Genomic DNA, 22,705 nt, shown 5'->3' with positions numbered 1-22,705 from the left:
TAGTCGGAATTTTTTTTTAGTGAAAAAATTATAGTGAAAACTATTAAAGACATAGTAGAAGGAAATTACTGCATCGGCTGTGGCGGATGTGCTTATGTGGCCTCTCTTGATATGAAGATGAATCGCTTTGGCGAGTACACTCCAGATACGAGTAGTTTGCCGAAGGATGAACTTCTGGATAAGGCCGGATTTGTTTGTCCGTTCCTGAACGAAGAGTTTAACGAAGATCGTTTAGGGGAAGAGTTTCTCAAAAAAGAGAATCCGAATCATAGCAACAAGATCGGCTACTACCGTGAAGTTCTAGGAGGTCATGTGGTGGAAGAGGGTTTCCGTAGTGGTGGAACTTCTGGAGGGTTCGGGACTTGGATAGGATCGGAGCTTTTAAAGCGCGGTATGATCGACGGTGTCATTCATGTGAAGGATCGAGTACGCGAAGAAGGAGAAGGTCCGTTTTCCAATTACTCGATGAGCCTTTCCCAAGAGGATATTTTAAGTGCCTCTAGGACAAAATATCACGTGATCGAATACTCTGAGGTTCTAAAAAAATTAGAAAAGTACCCAGAGAAGCGCTTTCTTTTCATAGGACTTCCTTGTGTGGTGAAATCGATACGCCGTCTTCAGATTATTGACCCTCGAATCCGAGATTCGATCGCGTTTACGGTGGCCTTGGTTTGCGGACATTTGAAAAGCATGAATTGGTCGCTGTCGCTCGGCTGGGGTTGCGGGATTGAGCCCAAAGACTTTAGGGGAATTCGCTATCGGACTAAAGGTGAGAATATCCCGGCGAGAGCCTACGCTTTCACTGCATTTGCCGACGGTGCTGAAGTTTTGAAAGACTCGGCGGAAATTGTTGGTGGTAAGTTTAACCAAGGTGCGTTGATGTTGAATGCATGTAACTTTTGCGACGATGTCGTAGGGGAGACTGCCGATCTGACTATTGGTGATGCTTGGTTGCCTCGCTTTGAGGTGGATTCGGGAGGTAACAACATGTTGGTTGTGCGGAATGAGGCAATCTCCCGAATTCTAAACGAGGCTACCGCGGAGGGACGGGTGTCGCTTAGTCCGCTTTCTGAAAAGGAAGCTGTTGATGCCCAAGCTGGTGGTTTTCGGCAACGTAGAGAAGGGCTCTCGCAGCGGGTGACTGCTTTTGAAAAGGCTGGTGTGTGGCATCCGGTCAAGCGGGTGTCTGCAAATGAGTTCAAGGTGCCGATAATACGGAGTATGGTTTACAGGATGCGCTCACACATCACGGAGCTGTCCCGCGTGGCGTTTGCCGATGCTTTGGAACGCGACGATTACCAATTCTACAAACGGAAGTTACAGATTCGGCTGAAAATTTTGCGAGCGATGGAGATTTTCAGTTCACTTCCACGTATCCTTAGGAAGCAGACTTCTTATGTTTTGTTGAGGATTGGTAAGATGAAAAAATCATGAAGATGGAACATTCGGATCTCACAGAAAGTCTACCCAAGACTACGGATGTAAGGCACAAGTTCCCTATCCGTGTTCAGATAACACGGATGGTTTGGAAAGTGGTTTGGCTATTTTTGTTTAGGCCCTTCTCGCTTCGTATCTTCCGTAAATGGCGGGTATTGATCTTACGACTCTTTGGTGCGGATGTTGATTGGACCTGTATGATACACGGTTCAGTCCAGATCTGGGCTCCTTGGAACTTAACGATGAGAGCTTTTTCCTGCTTGGGGTCAGATGTAGATTGCTACAATCAAGGGGCTGTTTTTGTGGGCGAAAATGCGACAGTTTCCCAAAAAACATATATCTGTGCTTCAAGCCATGATTACTGCGATCCTAGTAATCGTCTTATTTTATGTCCGATATCTATCGGGGCTAGGTCATGGGTGGCAGCAGATTCCTTTATAGGTCCGAGTGTGACGATAGGAGAGGGTGCAGTCATCGGGGCACGGTCAGTAGTGACCAAAGATATGCCGGAGTGGATGGTCTGCGCTGGGCATCCCTGTAAGCCGATCAAAGAACGGGTAATGCGCGCAGCTTCTTAGGTAGGTAGCCGGAATCGTCTGTTTTTATACGCTGGAAACAACGATTGTTGGGTGGGTTCGTTACCCTGAAACGCCTAAGGATCTAATATAGGCAGTGCTGTTTTTGAGGTAAAATTTTAACATACAGACGAGGAAATGATTTCGATTATCATACTTACAAAAAACGAGGAGCTTGATCTTCCTAGCTGTTTGAAAACGGTTTCATGGTCAGATGATGTCCACGTTTTGGATTCAGGCAGCACTGATGCGACAATTGAAATTGCACGGGCCAACGGAGCCGTTGTTTCTTCCAATCCGTTTCGTTCTTTCGGGCAGCAGAGAAACCATGCGCTAGACCACTTGGAGATCAAATATGAGTGGATTTTGTTCTTAGATGCCGACGAGCATGTTTCTGACGCGTTCAAAAAGGAGATCTTTGAAGCAGTAGAAAATTCCGCAGACGATGTGGCGGGTTTTTATTGCTGCTGGAAGATGATGCTCTACGGAGTTTGGCTAAAGCGCTGTGACAATTTTCCAAAATGGCAATTCCGTCTGATGCGAAAGGGTAGGGCGCGTTTTAGCGACTTCGGGCACGGGCAAAAAGAATCAGAGGTTTCGGGTAAAATCGAGTATATTCAGGAGCCATATATTCACTATGGGTTCTCAAAAGGATGGAGCCTTTGGATTGATCGCCACAACCGATATTCAACACAGGAGTCCATTGCAAGGGGTGGTAAAAAACCGCCGTTCAGGCAGTGCTTTTCCAAACACGGGAGCGAGAGGAATCCCGCGTTGAAGTCATGGCTGAGCCAGCTACCTGGTTGGCCACTTCTTCGTTTTCTCCATGCTTACGTCATCAATCTCGGATTTTTGGAAGGGATGCCGGGCCTGATCTACTGCGTGAATATGGCCTACTATGAATTTCTTATTCAAATCAAGATAAAGGAACTAAAGGATGAAACCTAAAATTAATTGTTTTAAGTGGATACCAAAACATTTTTAGGGCGTGTCTTCAGAAGTTGAACACCTGCTTAACAAAGGTTCTAGTTTGGTCCACACTTCCCCGTATGGATGTGTAAGCTGATCAGCAGATCTTGTCGGACTCCCAGTGGCTGGGCCTAAAAAAATAAGCTAACGGGATTTCCAAAAAACCGACACCACGAGATACTGTAGACTGCCCCGGGTGCTCCGCGCACATCGTGAGGCTTTGCTCTAACTGATGAAATCCGGCTAACATTGGAGGCTTTTGCCGAAGTGTTACCCGAACTGAAAAAGGTCCAATCCGCCTGCCGGAGATGGTGCTCGAAAGGCGTCCGGAAGGAGTTTTTCAAAGCGGTAGTGACGTGCCTCCGGCCGTCAGGCACACTGAGGCGTATGGATGCTTCGTTTTTGTGAAGTGCCCGCCGCCGGCGAGGGCGGGAGAAAGGATGGAGCGGACCGGCTCCTAGATTGAACGAAAGGTGGCATGAACACAAAACTTCACGCCACCGTTGATGCTAGGAAGCATCCCGTGAAACTTCATCTGACCTCTGGAACCGGTGCTGATTCGCCTTTGCCACCTTGATGACGTCCTGTTTCACACAGGAGTATTGCAAAATTCGTGAACTTGAACTCAGCACTAAATGAAACCTCAGACCAAAACCTTCCTCGGAATTCACTTCTGGAACAGAAATACGACGGAACTCCTGGCAACAGCAGATAAACATGGCGGCTTATTTACAGTTCCCTCCGCTCCGTCACTGGCGGAGATCAGGACCGATGAATTTTTGAAGGTGGCATATCAATCATCCGACTTCGCGGTAGTGGATGGGGGATACATTGCCCTAATTTTACGGATTTTTCTACGGAAGCAGCTGCCTAGAATCTCCGGCCTGCAGATACTACAGCGTCTGATAGGAGTAGAAAAAGACCGGGCAATACCTTTCCATGAACGGAGGATTTTATTCGTGGTTCCCTCGGTCGCTGAAACTCTGAGGATACAATTATACCTAGCCACTCAAGGGTTCAGCTTGCATCAACTCAGTTTCTACGAAGCTCCATTTTATCGAGAAGACGAGGATTACCAGGACAGTAATTTGGCGGAGAAAATGAAAAGCACGCTACCGGACTGGGTGGTGATGTGCATCGGCGGCGGGAAGCAGGAAAAGCTTGGATACTATGTCCGGAGTCTTAGCGGCAGCCTAGGTCCAGAGGGAGCGCGAAAGAACGGGCCCGTGATATTATGCACGGGCGGAGCGATTTCGTTTTTTACCGGCAGCCAAGCAAAGATACCAACTTGGGCAGACAGAATGTACCTAGGATGGCTCTTCAGGATCTGTGAGTCTCCGGGGGTATTTCTACCGAGGTATTGGAAAGCGACATTCGAATTCCCACGTCTACTCTGGCAACAAAGGGAAAAATTATTCCATGAGGAAGAGCCGCGATCCACGAAGAGTGGGGCTGTATAAACGCGATAGAAATGTTTTATAAGAAATATATGCAAGGGAAAGCCGGGAAAATATCTGTTTTTCCTGTGCTTGCAGTAGGAGTGATCTGTTTACTCATGTTCCTGAGTTGGACTCCCGATCCTAGGATGAGAAGTATATCCTGGTTGCCGGAATTCGTGACGGCATGGGCCGATGAGAATACCACGTCGAGGACTGGCTTCGGGATGTTTCTGCTCGGCTTGGTCGTCGGATTTTGGAATTGCTCGCAACGCCAGGAATTACGGAATTTTCTTTGGTATCTGCTAGGAATGTCCGGAATGGTGCTCCTAATGGAACTGGTCCAAGTGGTTCTTCCAAATAGAGTTTTTGACTGGTATGACGTTTTATGGGGTATTGGGGGTGGACAGTTTGGTGTTATTTTCGCCTTCGCCATTGATCGGGTGAGGAGCGCCTTTCGCTCGGCGATTATCCGCCGGAAGATCAAAAAGTTTTCGCACTATTGAAATGTAAGATATGCTAAGTAGATTATACTTACGGTTATATACTTAGGTATCAAAAGATATTACGTGTTTGAGTGAATTTGGGTATGCTGGTTTATGGTGCTGGCCTGTTTGAGATTATAGTAAATCTCATAGGTCTTTTCACCCCCAACCACCCCCCCAACAACGTGATCTCAGAACGAGAAAAAGGTTTTTACCAAATTCTGCTGGCTACCCAAATACTAGCTATATTTATACTTTATTGGATCACAGTGCTGGCTGTGGTCAGAATTTACCACGAGCAGACAACTTATCTGACCGCATATTTTGAATGTGCGTTTATCGTTGTGGGTGCACTAATTCTTGAGGGCTTTACCCGGCCGGGATGGCTGAGGCCTACGGCAGGCCGTCTTAAACGTTGTTCCTCGGCGGTGACGAGACGGCAATGGATCTGGATGGTGGGAGTGATTGCCCTCGTTATTGTATTTTCCCGCGACTTGCGGATGTCCCGCCTTTTTCTGGGCGTGTTCTCGGTGGTTTCATTGATAGCTCTTCACATTCAGAACCGCTATCTGACACAATGGTTCTCTTCCTTCTGCTCCAAGCAATTTTCAAAGCTGAAACTAAGAACTCTCGTCTTGGGGCCGAAAGACTGGTGTCATTCCATTCTCCCTGAGGTGAAAAGTATCAATTCCATGGTGGAAGTGGTCCATGTGGAGAAAACAGATGGAAATGAAAAAAGTTGGAAGGAGTATGCATTGCAGCTCAAGAAGCATCCGATTGATCTCCTGGTGATGCCTCCGCGGCATCTTCCCAATGATACGGTGATACATTTGATGCGTTTGGGAGACCGGCAGGGATTTCGTTGTTGGCTGCCATTGGAGATCACGCGTTCCTATGGTCGGCACTTTGATTTGCAGCGGGTGGGCTGCCTGGATGTCCTATCGCCCCCGAACGAGCCATTGGAGAATACCTCAAACCAGGTATTGAAACGGATTTTCGACGTGGTGTTCAGTTTATTGGTCATTCTTACCTTGTTTGTTCCGCTATGTGTTGTGGTGGCTATCATCCATCGCCTCCACTCACCGGGGCCGCTGTTCTTCAGGCAGAAACGAGTTGGCAGAAATGGAATTCCGTTTCAGGTGTTCAAGTTCCGCAGTCTGCACCCGGCAAACGGTGATGAGGCCTGCCAGGTGAGCAAAGCAGACAGCAGGGTTTTCAAGGGTGGAGGTTTCCTCCGGAAAAGCAGTATTGATGAGATTCCGCAGTTTTTGAATGTCCTCCTCGGAGATATGAGTGTTGTGGGGCCAAGACCTCACCTCGCATCCCATGATGATGAGTTCTGCGAATTCTTCGAAAGATATGGCGTGAGACGCTATGTGAAGCCTGGCGTGACAGGATTGGCGCAGGTGAAAGGCTTCCGTGGTGAGGTGAACAAACCGCTCGATCTCAGAAATCGCGCACGGCTGGACAGCTTTTACGTCACCCATTGGCATATCGTCTTGGATGTGGTCATCGTGGCCCTGACGAGTGTCTCGATGATCCGACCTCCGAAGACCGCCTACTAGGTGCTTGGGTTAGGCTCTGGCCAGAATCGGTTCTCAGCGAAAAAGAATTTTGGCGCGGAGTTGGGCCTCTGAGTGCTAGGTCCCGGAGAAGGCAATCGCGGGGATTTTCTAAAACATCAATTCGGACATGGGTTATCATTCATTCGATATATTCGATACGCTCGTTTCTCGGAAATTCGCGACGGATAGGGGAATTCACGCCGCGATGCGGGAACGTTTCCGGGAGCAGGCGGACTATAATTTGCCATGTTATTTTCTAGATGATTTCTGCTCGATCAGAATACACGCTCAAGAGGCAGCCCACGAATCTTCGGAGCATCAGGAGATCACGCTGGATGAGATTTATGAAGCTATAGGGCGCGATTATCCGGAGATAGGGGATGAGGTTCTCTCGCAGATCAAGAGTCTGGAAGACTCGCTGGAGATTGAAAACTGTTACGGTATACCTGAAAATATCCAGCGGGTTTTCGAGCTGCTGGACGGGGGTGAAACAGTCATCCTGATTTCCGATATGTATCTATGCCGGGAGACGATCACATCCATGTTGGAAAAGGCGGATCCAAGGCTGACTGGCCTTCCATTCTATCTCTCCTCTGAGACAAGGACGCGGAAATTCGATGGAGTTCTCTTCGGTGATGTTTGTAGGGAGGAGAAAATTGCGCCAAAAGACCTGACTCACACTGGCGATAATTTCCATATTGATTGCCTGATGGCTGAGCGCTCCGGTTTGCGTTCGGTTTACTACGAAAAGTCACATCTGAATTCGATCGAGCGGAGCTATTTCCGGGATGATGGAAATTTGTTCCAGCAGGTTGTGGCAGGCGCCAGCAAACAGGTGAGGTTGGAAGGTTTTGCCGAGACGCCTTCTTATCACCTCGGAGGATCATATACCGGCCCGCTTTTCTACGGATTTGTCCACAACCTCCTTCTTCAAGCGATATCCGAGGGAATCGAAAGAGTATATTTTCTGGCCCGGGACGGGTATCTACTGAAGATCATAGCAGAAGAAATCATTACCGAGTTAGGGCTGGCGATTGAAATCAGGTACCTCTATTTGTCGCGGCAATCCACCTACTTCGCTTCACTTTTCCGACTGAATTCAAAGTCGTTTGAGTGGATTTTTCAGGAAATGGACAACGTGATTACCTTCGAGCGGGTGGCGAAACGTTTGAAAATTCCGGTTTCTACTTTTTCCACGTATCTCGAAGCTGATCTGGTTGATGCGCTAGGGGCCCATGGACACGACCAACGATTGACTCCCGTGTTGATTGCGGGGCTTCAGGATTCGCTTTTAAAGAAGATCGAGCTAAAGGCTGAGATCGAGCGGCGTGCGCAGGAGGATAGGGAAATGGTTCTGGGATACTTCGAGCAAGAAGGTTTGTTTTCCGGTGGAAGAATCGCTTTCGTGGATATCGGGTGGCGAGGGACTCTGCAGGATGCGGTTTACAAAATTGTGAAAAGCAGGAAGCCGGACATCGCGATCACCTCCCATTATTTGGCGGTCACTCATTTTAGCTCCAATACATTTCCCGAAAACAGGAAGGTTCCTGCGTTCATGTATCCGTCCACTAGGCCGGGCATAGGACCGGTGCTTGAACTTTTACTTCAATGCGAGCATGGAACGACCCTCGGGTATAAGGTCAACGAAGAGGGGGGCTATGAACCGATTTTAAAGGAACCGCCAAGTCACAAGGATGGCTGGGGAGTGGATAGCTATATGAGGGGAATCAGAGAATTTGCGAAAAAATTGAGCGGGGCGCTGAAGGAAAATCCGAACCTGGAACTCTGTTATTTCGGGATTTCGCCGATCTTGATTGAAATACTTGAAAACGGAGATTCTGGAATCTCGGAGGTGCTGGGTGATCTGGACTATTGTGGTGATCAGGAAGAGAGCAATTTAAGGCAATTTGCTCCGCCTTTTAAATCCATGGATGCTTTGAAGTTTCTCTTCGGTTCTGAGAATTCACGGGGGCAATTCACCCAATGGTATCGCGGCTCATACGTTCGCAGCGGGCCTGCCGCCAGAGTGTTGCTTAGCCTGGACCCTCGGATAAACCTGAAGCGTGTAGCCTCCGGAGCGATAAGCCGTGAGGAAGTCCTGAACATGAAGCAAAAGCTGAAGCGCTTCATTCAGCTGAGAAAGACGCGAATGCGACTGTAGATTTTTGTTGGTAGTTGGATTGCTCCGGAAATACCCGTTTGGCCTTATGGTTGAACGGGTATTATTTTGCTCATTTATACGGAACTGAGCTTCCCAATTCCGCCCTAGTATTTTCTCCAAAGGCTCGGGACGAAGAGAACAAGGAGTGCGAAAAGCTCCAGACGGCCCAGAATCATGATCCAGCCAAGGAAAACCTTTGTTGGCTCCCGAAGCTCTGCAAAGTTTTTGGTGGGACCTACGGCATCGAAACCCGGGCCTATGCTGGAAATGGTGGCGAGCACGGTGCCGGCGCAGCTTTCAAGACTGATGCCAGTACCTGCCTCTAGGAATCCGACCACAGCGGTAGCACCGATGGCGATCATTAGGTATAGGACCAAGAAAAACATGATCCGCGCACGGTTTGCGTCGTCGATTGGGTTGCCATTGACCACCACGCGGAAGACCTGGCTGGGACGGAAGGTCTTGATGACTTCGTTTCTTGCTGATTTTGCGAATACAATCAGACGCCCGACTTTGAAGCCACCAGCCGTCGAACCGGAGCAGCCACCCATAAGCATCAGGCAGGCGATAAGAACCTTCGCCCATGTCGGCCATTGATCGTAGTCGGAAGTGCCGAAACCAGTGGTAGAGGCGATGCTGATAACGATGAAAGCGCTGTCCCGAAGACTGCTGAAAATCGAAATACCGTCGTTATAGGTGCGGCCGCAGGTGATGAGAATGATCACTAATCCGCACAGCCCGAGAAACCACTTGGCGTCCTCTTCCTTTAGTAGGCGGCGATAGTTTTTCCTGAGAGCGACGATAAAGAGCAAGAAGTTCAGGCTGCCGAGTGCCATGAAAATGATGAGCCAAAGCTCGATAAGCCAGGAATTTCCCCACTCCGAATAATAGCCGATACTCTGCGAGTGGGGACTAAGCCCACCCGTTGAGATCGTGGTAAATGCGTGGCAGGTGGCATTGAACCACGTAAGTCCCATCACTTTTAGGCCTAGCAAGCAGATGACCACCAGGCCGAGGTAGAGCCTCAAAAGCATAGTGGCGGTATCCTGGATACGGGCGAGGCCAAGGTCTCCGTTTCGGAAAGATGATTCGTTCTGAAAGAGTGATTTCGAGGAAACGCCTATATATGACAGCAGTGCCACAAACAGTACGAGGATTCCGATGCCGCCCAAAAGTTGGGTGACTGCACGCCATAAAAGGATTCCACGCGGCCATTGTTCGATCACGATCATTACGGATGAACCGGTGGTGGTGAAGCCCGAGGCGGATTCAAAAAAAGCACCTGCCGGACTCATGTATGGCGGGCAGAGAAGGTAGGGGAGTCCACCGAATATACTGCAGAGAATCCACCCTAGACCCACAATGACTATGGCCTCACGTTTCGGGACAGTATCGTGTTTTGTCTTTGTAATGCCGGGAACAGTGAAAAGCAGGGCGAAGCCTCCGGTGATAGCTGCGGAAAGAAACAGCATCTTCGCTGCTTCCGTATCGCCTTCGATGATATCGAATGTAGCGAAAACACCACAAAGTGCCATCGTGGCCGCTTCGAGCACGAGCAGTAGTCCGAGAATTCTCGTGATCAGGTAGAAGTTCATAGGTAGCTGATTTGCTTCAGGCTTCCAGGAGCTTGAGGAAAGCTTTTTTAGCTTCTTTGGAGACCATGGCGTAGAGGTGGTCGTCACCCAGAAGCACTTCGTTCGGGCCCGGAACGTCCGCGTGTAGTCCGCGTAATTTTCCTACCAGGACGACTCCGCTCGGCCATTTGATTTCCTTCACCATATGGCCGGCAGCGATGGATCCCTTCCCGATGCGAAGCTCCACCAGGTCCACTCCGGCAAATCTCTTGAGAACCGTATAGGAAGTGGATGTGATAAATCTCTGGATTTCACGTCGGGTGGCCTCACGGGGACTGATTGCCGCGCGGATGCCGAAGTGGTGTCCGCTGGCTGAAATCGCTGCCGCGTAATCCGCGCGGTGGATGAGGGTGAGGCAGTTTTTTACACCAAGAGTGTGGGCCTGAAGGCAAGACATGACGTTGTCCTCGTCATCCGTACTTGTGCTGATAAAGAAATCCGCCTCGCCGATTTGCTCTTCCTCCAGTTCCGCAACCACTGTCGCATCCGCGTTGATGATAATGGCGTTTGTGAGTCTATCGGCTAGTCCTTTGCAGATTTCCGGATCCCGCTCGAATACACGAACCGTGCAGTCCAGGCTTTCAAGCATTTGTGCCAGTGAGAAGCCATACTCGTTCCCGCCGAAGATGACGACGCGTAGTTTGTTGCCCTTGTGTTTCCCCTGAAGCTTTTCCGCGAAGTCCCTCAGTTTTCTGGGCTCTCCGAAAATGGTGACGATGTCATCCCTTTCAATCCGTGAGTCTGCGATTGGGACGAAGGATTTTTCTCCACGGGAGATCATGGCCACGCGGATACCTTCAGGTGCGTTGATCTCACGGAGGGTACTAGTGGCGATTTTCGATTCGGGGCCGACTTTTACCTGCTGTAGCTCGATTCTGCCGCGCGCAAGTTCCTCGACGACCAGCGAGTCAGGATTCCTGACAAACTTCGCCAACTCGATGGCTGCAAGACGCTCCGAGCTGAAGATGTGGTCCAGGCCGAAGTGGCCGCGGAAATCGAAAAGCCACTCCTCGCGCTGGAGACTGGGGTGTACTCTGCTTACGACTTTCGCCACGCCCATGCTTTTCGCCATCGAGGCAGCCATCATGTTGACTGTATTGGAGGAAGACATGGAAAGGAACAGATCGCATTCTCCCACATCGGCATCCGCCAGGTCGGTAACACTGGTGCCGTCACCATGGATTACCTTCGCATCCAATGTGGCCTCGAGCTCTGCAGCAAGAGTCTTGTCCGACTCAATCAACGAGATCCTATGAGATTCTCTGGTGAGGCAGGATGCCAGGTGACGACCGATTTCTCCGGCTCCGACGATGATGATGTTCATAAATGAGGAAAAGCGCTCGAAAGCAGCTCCGGTACTACCGCGATTCTACAGCTGTCGCAATCCCAACCTTTTACAGCTCCTGACGGTTGATCCACTAGATATTGGATCGTTAGCGGCTTTCCGGCGGAGTGTTCTCGGATAGCAAGTACACTCGGGAACGATTCACAATCGTACACTTGGGGGCCTTTTCTTGGATTTTCCGTACACAGGAGGAAAAACTGGCTAAAAATTCCCATAATTTAGCTAAAAGTTTTTAGAAAAACTTCTAAAAACTGAACCTTGCAGCCCTCGGTGATATGCGATTTGATCCTGTAAAGTGCTTAAAAACAGTAGCTTAGCGATAATATTTGGGGGTTTTCACTTTATTCTTGTTCGCTCAGTGTACTGAAGTGTATCTTACGGGTGTTGACGCGATAGTCTGCACGCTAATGATTCCCCAATTCCAAGCATACAAGGGCTCCTTCCCTTACAAGACTGACTCGAAGAATCGAGTTAATGTCGTGCCTGCTTGGCGTCCGGCGGCGGGTGAGGTTTTCAACCTTATGCCTTCCAAATCTGACGGTGTGCCGATTCTCAAAGTCCTCACGAACGAGGCCTTCGAATTTCGCGTTCAGCAAATCAAGGATCACGTCGAGTCTCCAAAGGAGCAGGCGATTAAGAAAACCAAACTCGTCCGCCTGCTTCGTGAAGTGAGCGTCAATGAGCAAGGCAAGCTTCTGATCCCGAAAGACCTCGCAGCATTCGCAAATGTCGGTCCTGACACGGAAGTCACTCTCTGTGCCGGTGATAGCCATTTCGAAATCTGGAACCGCGCCGAATACGAAAGACTCCACGGTCTTATCGCTGTCGAAGAAGACGACGACGATCTCGCAATTTTCTAAAACTTTCCCACTCACTTTTCCCACACCTACTGACAGCATGCTGTTCAACCCTCCAACTCCTACGAACAAAACGGTCCACCTCACGGCGGCTTCCGGCGTGTTCGTTTGCTCGCAGGAGTTGGGTTCATTTTCCAAATACTCACAAAACGCTGCGCTCGGGACAGCACAGCGTTTTGATACAACGGACGTCGCCGCTGCTCCTGGCTGGTTGTCAGCACGGCGTCCGTTTTCCTTTTCTCCAAGCTTTCTGGCTGGGCGTATGAAGTCTCTCGGGACAGAGCTTCATTCGCTATTTAATCCGGTGCGCTCTGCTGCTCCTGGCTGGTTGTCAGCGGGCGCACCGGTAAATTTTTCCAAACACTCACAGAATTCTGCGCTCGGGACAGCGCAGGATTTTGATTTAACGGACGCCCTTGCTGCTCCTGGCTGGTTGTCGGCGCGGCGTCCGTTTTCCCTTTTCTCAGGCTTTTTGGCTGGGCGTGTGAAGTCTCTCGGGACAGAGCTTCATTCGCTATTTAATCCGGTGCGTTCTGCTGCTCCTGGCTGGTTGTCAGCGGGCGCACCGGTAAATTTTTCCAAACACTCACAAGATTCTGCGCTCGGGACAGCACAGGATTTTGCTTTATCGGATTCCGAAGCCGTTCCTGGCTGGTTGTCGGCTTCGGAGTCCGAAACCTTTTCTCCAGAGGGATATCATATCCCCGTTCTTTCCGAGGAAGTCATCGAGATGATGGCTGCAGCGCCGGGAAAGTTCGTAATTGATGGGACACTGGGAGGAGGCGGACATTCCGAGCTTCTTCTGAAATCCGGGGCAAGAGTGCTCGGTGTTGATCGTGATCCGGAAGCTCTGGCACATGCGACAAGACGCCTGGAGCAATACGCTCCGAATTTCTCTACCTTCCATGGCAATTATTCGGAAATTCCGAACTGCCCGGATATTCAGAACGGCGAACTCGCGGACGGTCTTCTTCTTGATCTCGGGGTTTCATCCCGTCAGCTGGATTCCGCGGAGCGTGGATTTTCTTTCATGCGTGAGGGGCCACTCGATATGCGCATGGGGCCGAACGCGCTCATGACGGCTGCCGAGTTGGTAAATACATGGGCGGAAGATGAAATCGCCGATGCCATCTACACTTACGGTGAAGAAAGGAAATCCCGCAGAATCGCCGCAGCCATCGTCAAGCAGCGCGAATCAAAGCCTTTTGAAACAACTCTTGAACTAGCCAATTGCATCGAGAAGGCGATCGGTCGCTCCGGAAAGACCCATCCTGCTACCAAATCTTTCCAGGGCATCCGGATGGCAATCAACCAAGAGCTTGAATCGCTCGCCTCGATTCTTGAATCCGCCTCCGGAATTCTGAAACCAGGAGGGAGACTTCTGATTATCACCTTTCACAGCCTTGAAGACAGGATGGTGAAACAATTTTTAAGGAAACACTCGCAACCATATATTGATGATCCGACATGGCCGGAAGCCCGGACAAACCCTGACTGCCAATACAAACTGATTTCGAGAAAAGCAATTGCGCCATCGAGCGAAGAGACATCAACGAACCCAAGAGCCCGTAGCGCAAAGCTACGGGTCGCTCAGCTTTTAGGAGCTTAACCAACCAATCCATCCGAATCCATGAACCGCCGCCGCCAAGCATCCCCATCAAAAATTTGCTCGATCATGATTTTCGCACTCATCCTTGCTGGAGCCATTGGCGCAGTAGGAGGGGTGAGCTACGTGTATTTCCGGAACTGCCAGATCCAGACGGCACGTGAAATCGACGCGGTAGAGCGCCGCATTGAACGCCACAAGCTGGACATCCGCACCGTGCAGATGCGCAGCGACCAGATTCTCAATCTCTTCGCCATCCGCGATACTCTCGCCGAGGAAGGCACCGAACTTGTGCCAATCCCACCCGGTGTTTCCGAAAACATCGAAGCCCAGTCGAATACCGCCGTCGCCTCTATTAATTCCAGCTTGTGAATCGCGCTTTCCAAACCCGTTGCATAGTACTCTGCCTGGTTCTCGTAACCTTGTTGAGTGCTCTTTCAGCGCGGCTTGTTCAGATTCAGCTAGTTGACAGGCAGCGGTATGCGGAATCCTCTGCGAAGGCCTACCATCGCACTGAAATCATTCCCGCCATCCGTGGAATGATAGTGGACCGAAATGAGCAACCGATCGCAAAAAGCGTCCCGGTTTCCTCGATCTACGTGGATAAGAATCATCTTCTGGATCCGAAACTGGCCGCGTTCGGCCTGGCCTATCGCAAGGCCTCCCAGGAGCCCGGCTGGAAAGCCGCCAGCGAGGAGGACCGTATCCGCCGTATCCATCAGGTGCGTGGCGGAATTCTCAGCAGTGAGACTCCGGACTCGATCGTGAAAAAGCACATGGCGCTCGCAATCGGGGAGCTAGCCCGCCCACTCGGCATGAGAAGAGATGAGCTGCGCGATAAGATCGAAAAATCAAGAGCGACCTGGTTCGCAATCAAAAAGGAAATCGCAGACGATGAGGCCGAAAAGCTCCGCCAAACGGTTGATGATAATTACATCCAAGGAATCGAATTCGAGAACTCAATCAAGCGTTGGTATACGAATCCGGAATTAGCTGTGCACATTACCGGATTCACAGGTGAGGTGGAGGAGAAAACTCCTGAAGGGAAAACCGTGCGTACAATGAAAGGTCGCTTCGGGATCGAATCCGCGGTGGAGGAATACCTTGCCGGCCGTGATGGCCGCCGCGAACATCAGCGTGATTCGCGTGGCTTGGTCGTTCCTGGAGAAGAAAATAGCCTTCTGCCGCCTCGTGCTGGCCTGAATGTGAAACTCACCATCGATCTGAGTATGCAGGCGATTGTCGCCGAGGAGCTTGATGCCGGTCTAAAGAAATACGGTTCGAAGAAAGGCGCTGTCATCGTCATGGATCCGAAGACCGGAGAAATTCTGGCGATGGCTTCCCGGCCGGACTTCGATCTCAATCATAAAAAAAACCTTCAGGAAGCGTCCTTCAACTACGCGATCCAAGCGAAGTATGAGCCCGGCTCCACCATTAAGATTATTGCCACAGCTGCAGCGCTGGAGGAGGGGCTTGTTACCCCGAACACGATCATAAATTGCCCGCACGTTCTTCAGGAAAACCGTTTCACAGTTACCGATAGCCATTCAGGCGGTCAGCTTTCGGTGGAGCAGATCCTTCAGAAATCAAACAACGTGGGTTGCTGGAAGCTTGCCAAGCAGCTCGGAGTAAAACGCTTCTACGAGTACGTTCATAACTTCGGCTTCGGAGAGCGCAGTGGGATCCTCCTGAGTGGCGAAAATCCGGGATCTGCCACAGTGCCCACACTTCCTATCGATTTCTCCCGGGCTGCCTACGGGTATTACATCGGAGTGACTCCGATTCAAATGGCCACCGCATACTCCGTGATTGCAGGTGGTGGGAACCTGGTTGAGCCAAGAATCGTGAAAGAGCTCATCGCGAATGACGGGACCGTGATCGAACATTTTGGCACCAAGATCCGTAAACGCGTGATTTCCGAGTCTACCGCGAAGAAAATGCGGTCGGCGCTGCATAAGGTTACCCTTCCGGGCGGCACTGCTACCCAATCCTGTGTTCCCGGTTACAAAAACTGTGGAAAGACCGGGACTGCCTACAAGTTCAACCCGGAAACAAAAGGTTACTTTAAAAACACCTACATCGTCTCCTTCGCCGGTTTCATGCCTGCCGATGATCCAGCTTTCGTCTGCTACGTGGTCGTGGACGCACCCACCACCACTGAGGTTTCCCACTACGGAGGCACCATCGCAGCGCCAATCTACTCAAATATTGCGAAACGGCTTGCAGCCCACATGAATCTCCCGCAGACCGAGCCAATCGACGACAAAACCATCGTCAATCGCTAGATCCACGCCATTTCCCGAACCAATGCTCCTACGCACGCTCATATCCCCGCTCAAACACGCTACCACTTCCGGCCCGCTGGACGTGGAAATTCAAGAACTTACCGCAGATTCCAGAAAGGCTGGAGAAGGTATTCTGTTCGGTGCGATCCGTGGCACCAGCATTGACGGGCACAAGTTCATTCACGATGTCATTGAAGCGAAATCGCCGGTAATCCTGGCGGAAACCGCGCCTCCTTCCGATCTTCCTTCCGAAATCACCTGGATTCACGTTCCCGATAGCCGCGAGGCCCTCGCTATCCTTTCGGCTGTCTTCAATGAGGAGCCTGCAGGAAATCTTCGCTTGGCTGGTATCACTGGAACCAATGGCAAAACCACCACTGCTTTTATTCTTCATCACATTATGAAGACCGAGTGGCACCGCGCTGGTCTGCTTGGAACTATTCTAGTGGACGATGGGGAAACCCAAACGACAGCCACTCACACGACCCCGGGTTCGATTGAACTGAACGGGATTCTTGCGAAATTCCGCGACAATGCCTGCCGTGGTGCAGCGATGGAGGTATCTTCACATGGCATCCATCAGAAGCGCGTTTTTAATATCGCCTTCGATGCGGCGGTGTTCACTAACCTTTCCCAGGATCATCTCGACTACCACGGCACGATCGAGAAATACATGGCTGCGAAGGCGGAGTGGTTCCACCAACTTGCAGCGAACCCGAATGGCAAGAAGCCAGCGGCGGTAGTGAATACCGATGATGCCCAAGGCCGTGAGCTGGTCGCCGCGCTGAAAGGAAAGATGCCGGTTATCACCTTCGGCTTCAACGTACATGCGGATTTCCGTGCAAACAATTTCCAGCAGAAACGGGATGGAATGAGCTTCGAGCTTACCGCGAAAGGTAAATCATTCCTGGTGCGCGCCCCGCTGATTGGTCGTTTCAACGCCTACAATCTCCTCGGCGCGATCACTGCGGCCTCCGCCTGCGGCATCAAGCCCCGCCACGCAATCGCGACCCTTACAAATTCGCCGCAAGTTCCGGGACGTATGGAAAACGTAGGAAACGCCGGTGGTGCTACAGTTTACGTGGATTACGCGCATACTCCAGATGCTCTTGAGAATGCTTGCCGCACTCTGAAGGAACTTGATCCGCGCCGCCTCATCACTGTCTTCGGCTGTGGTGGAGACCGCGACACAGCCAAGCGCCCGCTAATGGGTGCCGCGGCCGCACGCCACAGCGATATCGTCATCATCACCTCCGATAATCCGCGATCAGAGGATCCCGAGAAAATTATCAAGGACATCGAAAAAGGTGTGCCCACCCGGACTGTTACCGCTTCGATCGTCGACCGTGAGGCTGCAATCAATGCCGCCATCGAGGAATCCCTTTCCGGAGATATCATTCTCATCGCTGGCAAAGGTCATGAAGCCTACCAGCAATTTGCAGATCGCTCGATCGACTTCGATGATCGCAAAAAAGCTGACAAAGCCCTCCGCAAACGTGCGGCGGATATCGCCGAACTCCGGGCGAATCCTCCGGAGCGTTTCTAAAATAACTGAATCTTTTACCTACCACCCTAGTCCTATCGATTGAACTCAACCCACCCTCGTCATGAAAGCCACCGCCCAAGAAATCTGCCAAATCCTCGATGCAAAGCTCATCGCTGGGTCCGCTGACGCGTTGGTTACATCCGTATTCACGGACACGAGGAAGCCTGAGGAGAACGGCCTGTTCATCTCGCTCAAGGGGGAGAATTTCAATGCGGATAACTTCGCGGAAGGAGCCCTGAAAGATGGCGCTTCCGTAGCCATCGTTCACGAATGGCTGGGTGGTGATATTCCGGCCGGAAAAGCGGTGCTTGAGGTGGAGGATACTCTCTTCGCCCTTCAGCGGCTGGCCCATTGGTGGCGCAGCCAGCTGGGTATCCCGGTTGTTTGTATCACCGGATCCAATGGAAAAACCTCCACGAAAGATTTTGCAAAAGCTGTGCTTTCCGAGGTTTTCAACGTCAATGCGACGAAGGGGAATTACAATAATCACATCGGCCTCCCGCTGACCGTGCTTTCCACCACCGAGGAGCACACCGCGGCGATTTATGAAATCGGCATGAACCATAGCGGTGAGCTTTCTCCGCTATGTGAAATCGCCCGCCCGCAATTTGGTATCATCACCAATATCGGTAGCGCTCATATCGAGTTTCTAGGGACACGTGAGGCTATCGCGGAGGAGAAGGGGACTTTGGCGCGCTACCTTCCCGAGGATGGCATGCTGTTCACTCCCGCCCACTGTGATTTCAACGAATACTTCCGTGCGCGCACCCGCGCGAAAATGATTCCGGTAGGTAACGGTGTGGGAATGGTCCGGGCGGAAAATACCCGACCACAGGAAAATGGGACGCATTTTGATCTGGTGATCGAGGGCGAGAAGAATGTGAAAGTTTTCCTCCCTGTCCCGGGCAAGCACATGGTTACCAATGCTCTGCTTGCCGCAGCTCTTGGCTGGAAGCTGGGAATCTCTCCGCAGGCGATCGCAAATGGGCTTTCCAATGTGAACCTCACTTCCGGGCGTCTCCGCAGTATAAAATGGGAAGGGATCACGCTTCTGGATGATACCTACAATGCAAACCCGGAATCCATGCAGGCCGCCATCGATACTTTGGCTGATATGCAGATTAAGGAAGGAAATCAGCGCATCATCGTTCTCGGGAAAATGGGTGAGCTGGGTATTCATTCCAAGGATGCTCACGCGAAAATTGGCAAGGCCGCGGCAGAAAGAGGCCTAAAGCTCATCACCGTAGGTGAAGGTGCGGAAGGCATCGCCCTTGCAGGAAATGCCCCGCATTTTGCGGATATCCACACAGCAGCTGATTGGCTGCTCTCGAATTCCCGCTCGGGCGACATCATTCTCTTCAAAGGCAGCAGGACTGCCGCCATCGAAAAAGTTCTTCAAACCGCTTTCCCTACAGCATGTTAACAGCAATTTACGACTTCTGGTACGCCGCACTTCAAACCGAGATCGAATCCGGTCGGGAGGGCTGGGCACACACCTTCTCTTTCCTGAATCTTTTCCAATACGTAACCTTCAGGGCTGCTACTGCTGGACTACTGGCGTTCACTATTTCGATACTCATCGGTCCACGGATTATCCGGAAACTGATTTCCCTGAAGGTCGGTCAACCGATCCGCACTGCGGCAGAGGTACATAAACTTGCGGAACTCCATGGCGGAAAGATCGGCACGCCGACAATGGGTGGAGTCCTGATCGTAGCGAGCGTCCTAATTTCCACGCTATTCTGTGCGCGTATATTCAACCCTTTCGTGGCTGTCTGCGCCTGCACCATGGCCGCTTGTGCGCTGCTCGGATTCGTCGATGACTATGCGAAGGTTAAGGCGAAGAACTCGGATGGAGTATCCAGCCGCACGAAACTTTTCTGGCAGCTGGTCATTGCGCTAATCGCTTCTTGTTTTATCTACTTCAAAACGGAAATTTCCGGGTTTGGAGCCACCGCAGAGCAGATCCAGAATGGTATGGCCGGCTTCCGCCTTGGCGAGAACCGGATGGGTATCGGCGAAATTGCTTTCCCGCTGTTCAAAACCCCTTTGATCAATCTGGGCCTTTTCGTGATCCCGTTCTTTGCGATTATCATCATCGGCTGTTCCAATGCGGTGAACCTTACCGATGGGCTTGATGGACTTGCTTCCGGTTGCACGATTTCCGTAGCTCTCAGCTATGCGATGCTTGCCTACCTCGCCGGGCATTTCTTCATGGCTACCGAGTATCTCGTGATTCCCCACAACCGCTACATCGGTGAACTTGCAGTCTTTATGATGGCATTGGCAGGGGCGGCCTTCGGCTTCCTGTGGTTTAATTGCCATCCCGCAAAGGTTTTCATGGGTGATACCGGCTCACTCGCGATCGGGGGTGCCCTGGGGACGGCAGCCATCTGCACAAAGCAGGAGCTGCTACTGGTCATCATCGGCGGCGTTTTCGTTGCGGAAGCGCTTTCCGTCATGCTTCAGGTTGGCTCCTTCAAGTTGCGCAAAAAGCGTATCTTCAAAATGGCGCCCATCCACCATCATTTCGAGTTGCTCGGTTGGCACGAATCCCAGGTCATTATCCGTTTCTGGATCCTATCCATCATGCTCGCACTCTTCGGCATGGCACTCCTCAAAATCGCCTAACCAAACTACTTTGAACAAGCCATTCTCCATCCTTGAAAAACACGTAGCCGTCTTCGGAGCCGGAAGGTCCGGTCGTGCCGCTGCGGCTCTCGCCATGCGCGAGGGCGCTGTTGTTTCCATCTGGGATCAGGGTGGTTTGGAGAAATTCCAGGACATCGCCCAAGGCGTGGAACTGCGCCCGAACATGTCGATCGCGGATGCTAAAACCTTCTCCGCTGATCTCATCGTGATCAGCCCGGGTATCGATACCTATTCTCCATTGGTTCAGGCCTTTGCGGAGAAAGTCCCGATGATCGGTGAAACGGAATTTGCCTCGAATTACTACGAGGGCGGAATCATTGGTATCACGGGAACCAACGGAAAAACAACCACCACAGAGCTTGTTTCCCTGATCCTAAAGAAGGCAGGCCTAGGCGGAACCCCATGCGGGAATTATGGTGCACCGCTTTCCGAGATCCTCCTGCGTCCGAATGTGCCGAAAGCGATCGCGCTGGAGCTCTCCTCCTTCCAACTCGAGACCATCGATGATCTCCGCCCGAAGGTCTCAATCTGGCTGAACTTCGCGCCAGACCACATGGACCGCTATCCTACGATCCAAGCCTACAAGGAGGCGAAAATGCAAATTTTCAAGAATCAGACAGCCGATGATACCGTGGTGATGCGCCTAGGCGAAGATCTCGGCGAGCTGGTTCCCAAGGTGATCACGTTCTCCACGGAGAAGCGTGAGGCAGACTTTTTCTCCGATGGTGTGACCATCATGCAGGGTGGGCGGGTCCTCCTCGATCTTGAGGCGGAAACATCCCTGAGAGGCCTCCACAACGCGGAGAATGCAATGGCAGCGATGGCTGCGTGCATGGCATATGGGATCGATCCCTGCCTGATCCCTTCCGCCTTCGAGGGCTACTCACCGCCACCGCACCGCTGCGAGCTGATCCGCACACTGGATGGAGTGGAGTATCTGAATGACTCAAAGGCCACCAACCTTCACGCCCTGCAATGCGCACTGCGTTCGCAGAATCGCCCTGTGGTGCTGATCGCCGGTGGAAAGGACAAGGGACTCGATTACTCGCCGCTGCTCCAGGTTCTCTCGAAACAGGCAATATCCGCCGTGACCTTTGGTCAGATCGCAAGACCGCTCGCGGAGCTATTTAATTCCGCGATACCGACCATCGCCGTATCGAATCTGCATGACGCGATCGAATCCGCCCGTTCGCTGGCTCCTCGCGGCTCGACTATTCTTCTCTCTCCCGGGACCTCGTCCTTCGATCAATTTACCAGTTATGAGCAACGCGGAGATACCTTCCGCGATCTCGTGCACCAACTACTTTAACTTCAAGCCACCACCCACCACACCCTTATGAAATTCGAACGTATCAATACCCGTCGCAAACCGGTCCGGAAAACTGTTTACGCCCGCGTCTTCAACAAAACGAAGCCGAAAAAGCAGCGCGCGGCAGCTGCAGCCAGCTCTGCGGATGACGTCGAAGAGGGCGGGATCAATATCTCACGCTCGCTTACGATTATTTTCGCGATTCACATCGTCGCGATTGGAATGATCTTCATTCACAAACAATATCTCTCCGAGCGTACGACAGCACCTGCTTCCGAGGCATCAGCCAATAATGAGGAGGTGAGCAATAGCACTGAAATGAAACGTGTTTCAGTTCTCAAGGACGGGGATAAAACGATGATCCCCAAGAAGGGCGACAACTACGAAATTATCGCAAGCCGTTATGGGATTGCGGAGAGTGATTTGAGAAACGCAAATCCGGGAATCGCTGTCCGCCCTGGAGCAGTGCTGCGCATTCCGCAGGGTCGCCGAATTGTCGCCGAAGTCCCGCCGGAAGTGGAAGCAATCCGCCACAACAACATCGCCTCCCAGTCCGATCAGGGATTGGTGGAAATCGGACCTCGCATTGAGGCCCCGAAACCACAGGTTGTGCGTCCTCTTTCACAGGAGGAGCGCGAAGCTCCGAAGGCACAGGTTGTATCCTCCGGCCGCACACACGTGATCAAATCCGGAGACAACATCTGGAGAATTTCCAACCAGTATAAGGTGAGCCAGCAGGCTGTTCTTTCCCTCAACAACATCTCCGATCCAACGAAGCTGAAAATCGGCCAAGTGATTAAGTTGCCTTAAGTTTCAGGTTCCCATGTGCCGGGGTTTCCACTA

17 protein-coding genes and 1 pseudogene are annotated in these 22,705 nt (G+C 51.5%); 16 read left to right on the top strand and 2 right to left on the bottom strand.

Annotated elements, in window-relative coordinates; genetic code table 11:
• Nucleotides 1-33: 33 nt before the first annotated feature.
• The 7 genes and pseudogenes from AAGA79_RS11965 to AAGA79_RS11935 all read left to right on the top strand — a co-directional run bounded on the left by AAGA79_RS11965 (nt 34) and on the right by AAGA79_RS11935 (nt 8,628).
• Nucleotides 34-1,434 (top strand): Coenzyme F420 hydrogenase/dehydrogenase, beta subunit C-terminal domain, encoded by a 1,401-nt coding sequence (locus AAGA79_RS11965; RefSeq protein WP_411826040.1) that lies wholly within the window; start codon nt 34-36, stop codon nt 1,432-1,434.
• The gene (locus AAGA79_RS11960) at nt 1,431-2,015 is read left to right on the top strand and encodes a putative colanic acid biosynthesis acetyltransferase (RefSeq protein ID WP_411826039.1); all 585 of its coding nucleotides are present in this window, start codon (nt 1,431-1,433) and stop codon (nt 2,013-2,015) included. The genes AAGA79_RS11965 and AAGA79_RS11960 overlap by 4 nt, the downstream gene beginning before the upstream one ends.
• A gap of 135 nt (nt 2,016-2,150) precedes the next feature.
• Nucleotides 2,151-2,960, top strand: a complete 810-nt coding sequence (locus AAGA79_RS11955; RefSeq protein ID WP_411826038.1) for a glycosyltransferase family 2 protein — start codon at nt 2,151-2,153, stop codon at nt 2,958-2,960.
• A 487-nt stretch (nt 2,961-3,447) separates the two neighbouring features.
• Nucleotides 3,448-3,540: pseudogene (locus AAGA79_RS11950) on the top strand (IS5/IS1182 family transposase); the annotation flags it as partial.
• A gap of 76 nt (nt 3,541-3,616) precedes the next feature.
• Entirely contained in the window at nt 3,617-4,441 is an 825-nt protein-coding gene (locus AAGA79_RS11945; RefSeq protein ID WP_411826037.1) for a WecB/TagA/CpsF family glycosyltransferase, read from the top strand.
• A 646-nt stretch (nt 4,442-5,087) separates the two neighbouring features.
• A complete protein-coding gene (locus AAGA79_RS11940) occupies nt 5,088-6,467 on the top strand; it encodes a sugar transferase (protein WP_411826036.1) in 1,380 nt (459 codons plus the stop codon).
• A 127-nt stretch (nt 6,468-6,594) separates the two neighbouring features.
• A complete protein-coding gene (locus tag AAGA79_RS11935; RefSeq protein ID WP_411826035.1) occupies nt 6,595-8,628 on the top strand; it encodes an HAD family hydrolase in 2,034 nt (677 codons plus the stop codon).
• 104 nt (nt 8,629-8,732) lie between these two features.
• Here the strand turns inward: AAGA79_RS11935 and AAGA79_RS11930 are convergent, their stop codons facing one another.
• Nucleotides 8,733-10,223, bottom strand: a complete 1,491-nt coding sequence (locus AAGA79_RS11930; RefSeq protein WP_411826034.1) for a TrkH family potassium uptake protein — start codon at nt 10,221-10,223, stop codon at nt 8,733-8,735.
• Between the two features lie 16 nt (nt 10,224-10,239).
• The gene (trkA, locus tag AAGA79_RS11925; RefSeq protein ID WP_411826033.1) at nt 10,240-11,586 is read right to left on the bottom strand and encodes a Trk system potassium transporter TrkA; all 1,347 of its coding nucleotides are present in this window, start codon (nt 11,584-11,586) and stop codon (nt 10,240-10,242) included.
• A 542-nt stretch (nt 11,587-12,128) separates the two neighbouring features.
• Here trkA and AAGA79_RS11920 point away from each other — a divergent pair.
• From AAGA79_RS11920 to AAGA79_RS11880, 9 genes are all read left to right on the top strand, one after another.
• Complete coding sequence (locus tag AAGA79_RS11920) at nt 12,129-12,467, top strand: hypothetical protein (RefSeq protein ID WP_411826032.1); 339 nt, start codon at nt 12,129-12,131, stop codon at nt 12,465-12,467.
• Nucleotides 12,468-13,119: 652 nt separating this feature from the next.
• Complete coding sequence (gene rsmH, locus AAGA79_RS11915; RefSeq protein WP_411828234.1) at nt 13,120-14,073, top strand: 16S rRNA (cytosine(1402)-N(4))-methyltransferase RsmH; 954 nt, start codon at nt 13,120-13,122, stop codon at nt 14,071-14,073.
• A gap of 66 nt (nt 14,074-14,139) precedes the next feature.
• Nucleotides 14,140-14,442, top strand: a complete 303-nt coding sequence (locus tag AAGA79_RS11910; RefSeq protein ID WP_411826031.1) for a hypothetical protein — start codon at nt 14,140-14,142, stop codon at nt 14,440-14,442.
• A gap of 53 nt (nt 14,443-14,495) precedes the next feature.
• Nucleotides 14,496-16,355, top strand: a complete 1,860-nt coding sequence (locus tag AAGA79_RS11905) for a peptidoglycan D,D-transpeptidase FtsI family protein (RefSeq protein WP_411826030.1) — start codon at nt 14,496-14,498, stop codon at nt 16,353-16,355.
• Nucleotides 16,356-16,377: 22 nt separating this feature from the next.
• A complete protein-coding gene (locus AAGA79_RS11900) occupies nt 16,378-17,901 on the top strand; it encodes a UDP-N-acetylmuramoyl-L-alanyl-D-glutamate--2,6-diaminopimelate ligase (RefSeq protein WP_411826029.1) in 1,524 nt (507 codons plus the stop codon).
• Between the two features lie 61 nt (nt 17,902-17,962).
• Nucleotides 17,963-19,324: a UDP-N-acetylmuramoyl-tripeptide--D-alanyl-D-alanine ligase gene (locus tag AAGA79_RS11895; RefSeq protein ID WP_411826028.1), complete on the top strand. Its 1,362-nt coding sequence runs from the start codon at nt 17,963-17,965 to the stop codon at nt 19,322-19,324.
• Nucleotides 19,318-20,532, top strand: a complete 1,215-nt coding sequence (gene mraY / locus AAGA79_RS11890; protein ID WP_411826027.1) for a phospho-N-acetylmuramoyl-pentapeptide-transferase — start codon at nt 19,318-19,320, stop codon at nt 20,530-20,532. Before AAGA79_RS11895 ends, mraY begins: the two co-directional genes overlap by 7 nt.
• Nucleotides 20,533-20,542: 10 nt before the next feature.
• The gene (murD, locus tag AAGA79_RS11885) at nt 20,543-21,862 is read left to right on the top strand and encodes a UDP-N-acetylmuramoyl-L-alanine--D-glutamate ligase (RefSeq protein WP_411826026.1); all 1,320 of its coding nucleotides are present in this window, start codon (nt 20,543-20,545) and stop codon (nt 21,860-21,862) included.
• Nucleotides 21,863-21,889: 27 nt separating this feature from the next.
• Nucleotides 21,890-22,672, top strand: a complete 783-nt coding sequence (locus AAGA79_RS11880) for a LysM peptidoglycan-binding domain-containing protein (protein ID WP_411826025.1) — start codon at nt 21,890-21,892, stop codon at nt 22,670-22,672.
• The last annotated feature ends 33 nt before the right edge of the window (nt 22,673-22,705 follow it).

This window comes from Luteolibacter sp. AS25 (assembly GCF_046736275.1).
In the GTDB taxonomy this organism is placed as follows: domain Bacteria; phylum Verrucomicrobiota; class Verrucomicrobiia; order Verrucomicrobiales; family Akkermansiaceae; genus Luteolibacter.
This window is presented reverse-complemented; position numbering and strand designations above follow the sequence as displayed.

Excerpts from the sequence above, each read along its gene's own strand:
- AAGA79_RS11910 (WP_411826031.1), top strand. The coding sequence starts at position 14,140 with ATGATTTTCGCACTCATCCTTGCTGGAGCCATTGGCGCAGTAGGAGGG.
- mraY (WP_411826027.1), top strand. The coding sequence starts at position 19,318 with ATGTTAACAGCAATTTACGACTTCTGGTACGCCGCACTTCAAACCGAG.
- AAGA79_RS11930 (WP_411826034.1), bottom strand. The coding sequence starts at position 10,223 with ATGAACTTCTACCTGATCACGAGAATTCTCGGACTACTGCTCGTGCTC.
- AAGA79_RS11920 (WP_411826032.1), top strand. The coding sequence starts at position 12,129 with ATGCCTTCCAAATCTGACGGTGTGCCGATTCTCAAAGTCCTCACGAAC.
- AAGA79_RS11945 (WP_411826037.1), top strand. The coding sequence starts at position 3,617 with ATGAAACCTCAGACCAAAACCTTCCTCGGAATTCACTTCTGGAACAGA.
- trkA (WP_411826033.1), bottom strand. The coding sequence starts at position 11,586 with ATGAACATCATCATCGTCGGAGCCGGAGAAATCGGTCGTCACCTGGCA.
- AAGA79_RS11900 (WP_411826029.1), top strand. The coding sequence starts at position 16,378 with ATGCTCCTACGCACGCTCATATCCCCGCTCAAACACGCTACCACTTCC.
- AAGA79_RS11935 (WP_411826035.1), top strand. The coding sequence starts at position 6,595 with ATGGGTTATCATTCATTCGATATATTCGATACGCTCGTTTCTCGGAAA.
- AAGA79_RS11880 (WP_411826025.1), top strand. The coding sequence starts at position 21,890 with ATGAAATTCGAACGTATCAATACCCGTCGCAAACCGGTCCGGAAAACT.
- AAGA79_RS11960 (WP_411826039.1), top strand. The coding sequence starts at position 1,431 with ATGAAGATGGAACATTCGGATCTCACAGAAAGTCTACCCAAGACTACG.
- AAGA79_RS11955 (WP_411826038.1), top strand. The coding sequence starts at position 2,151 with ATGATTTCGATTATCATACTTACAAAAAACGAGGAGCTTGATCTTCCT.
- AAGA79_RS11895 (WP_411826028.1), top strand. The coding sequence starts at position 17,963 with ATGAAAGCCACCGCCCAAGAAATCTGCCAAATCCTCGATGCAAAGCTC.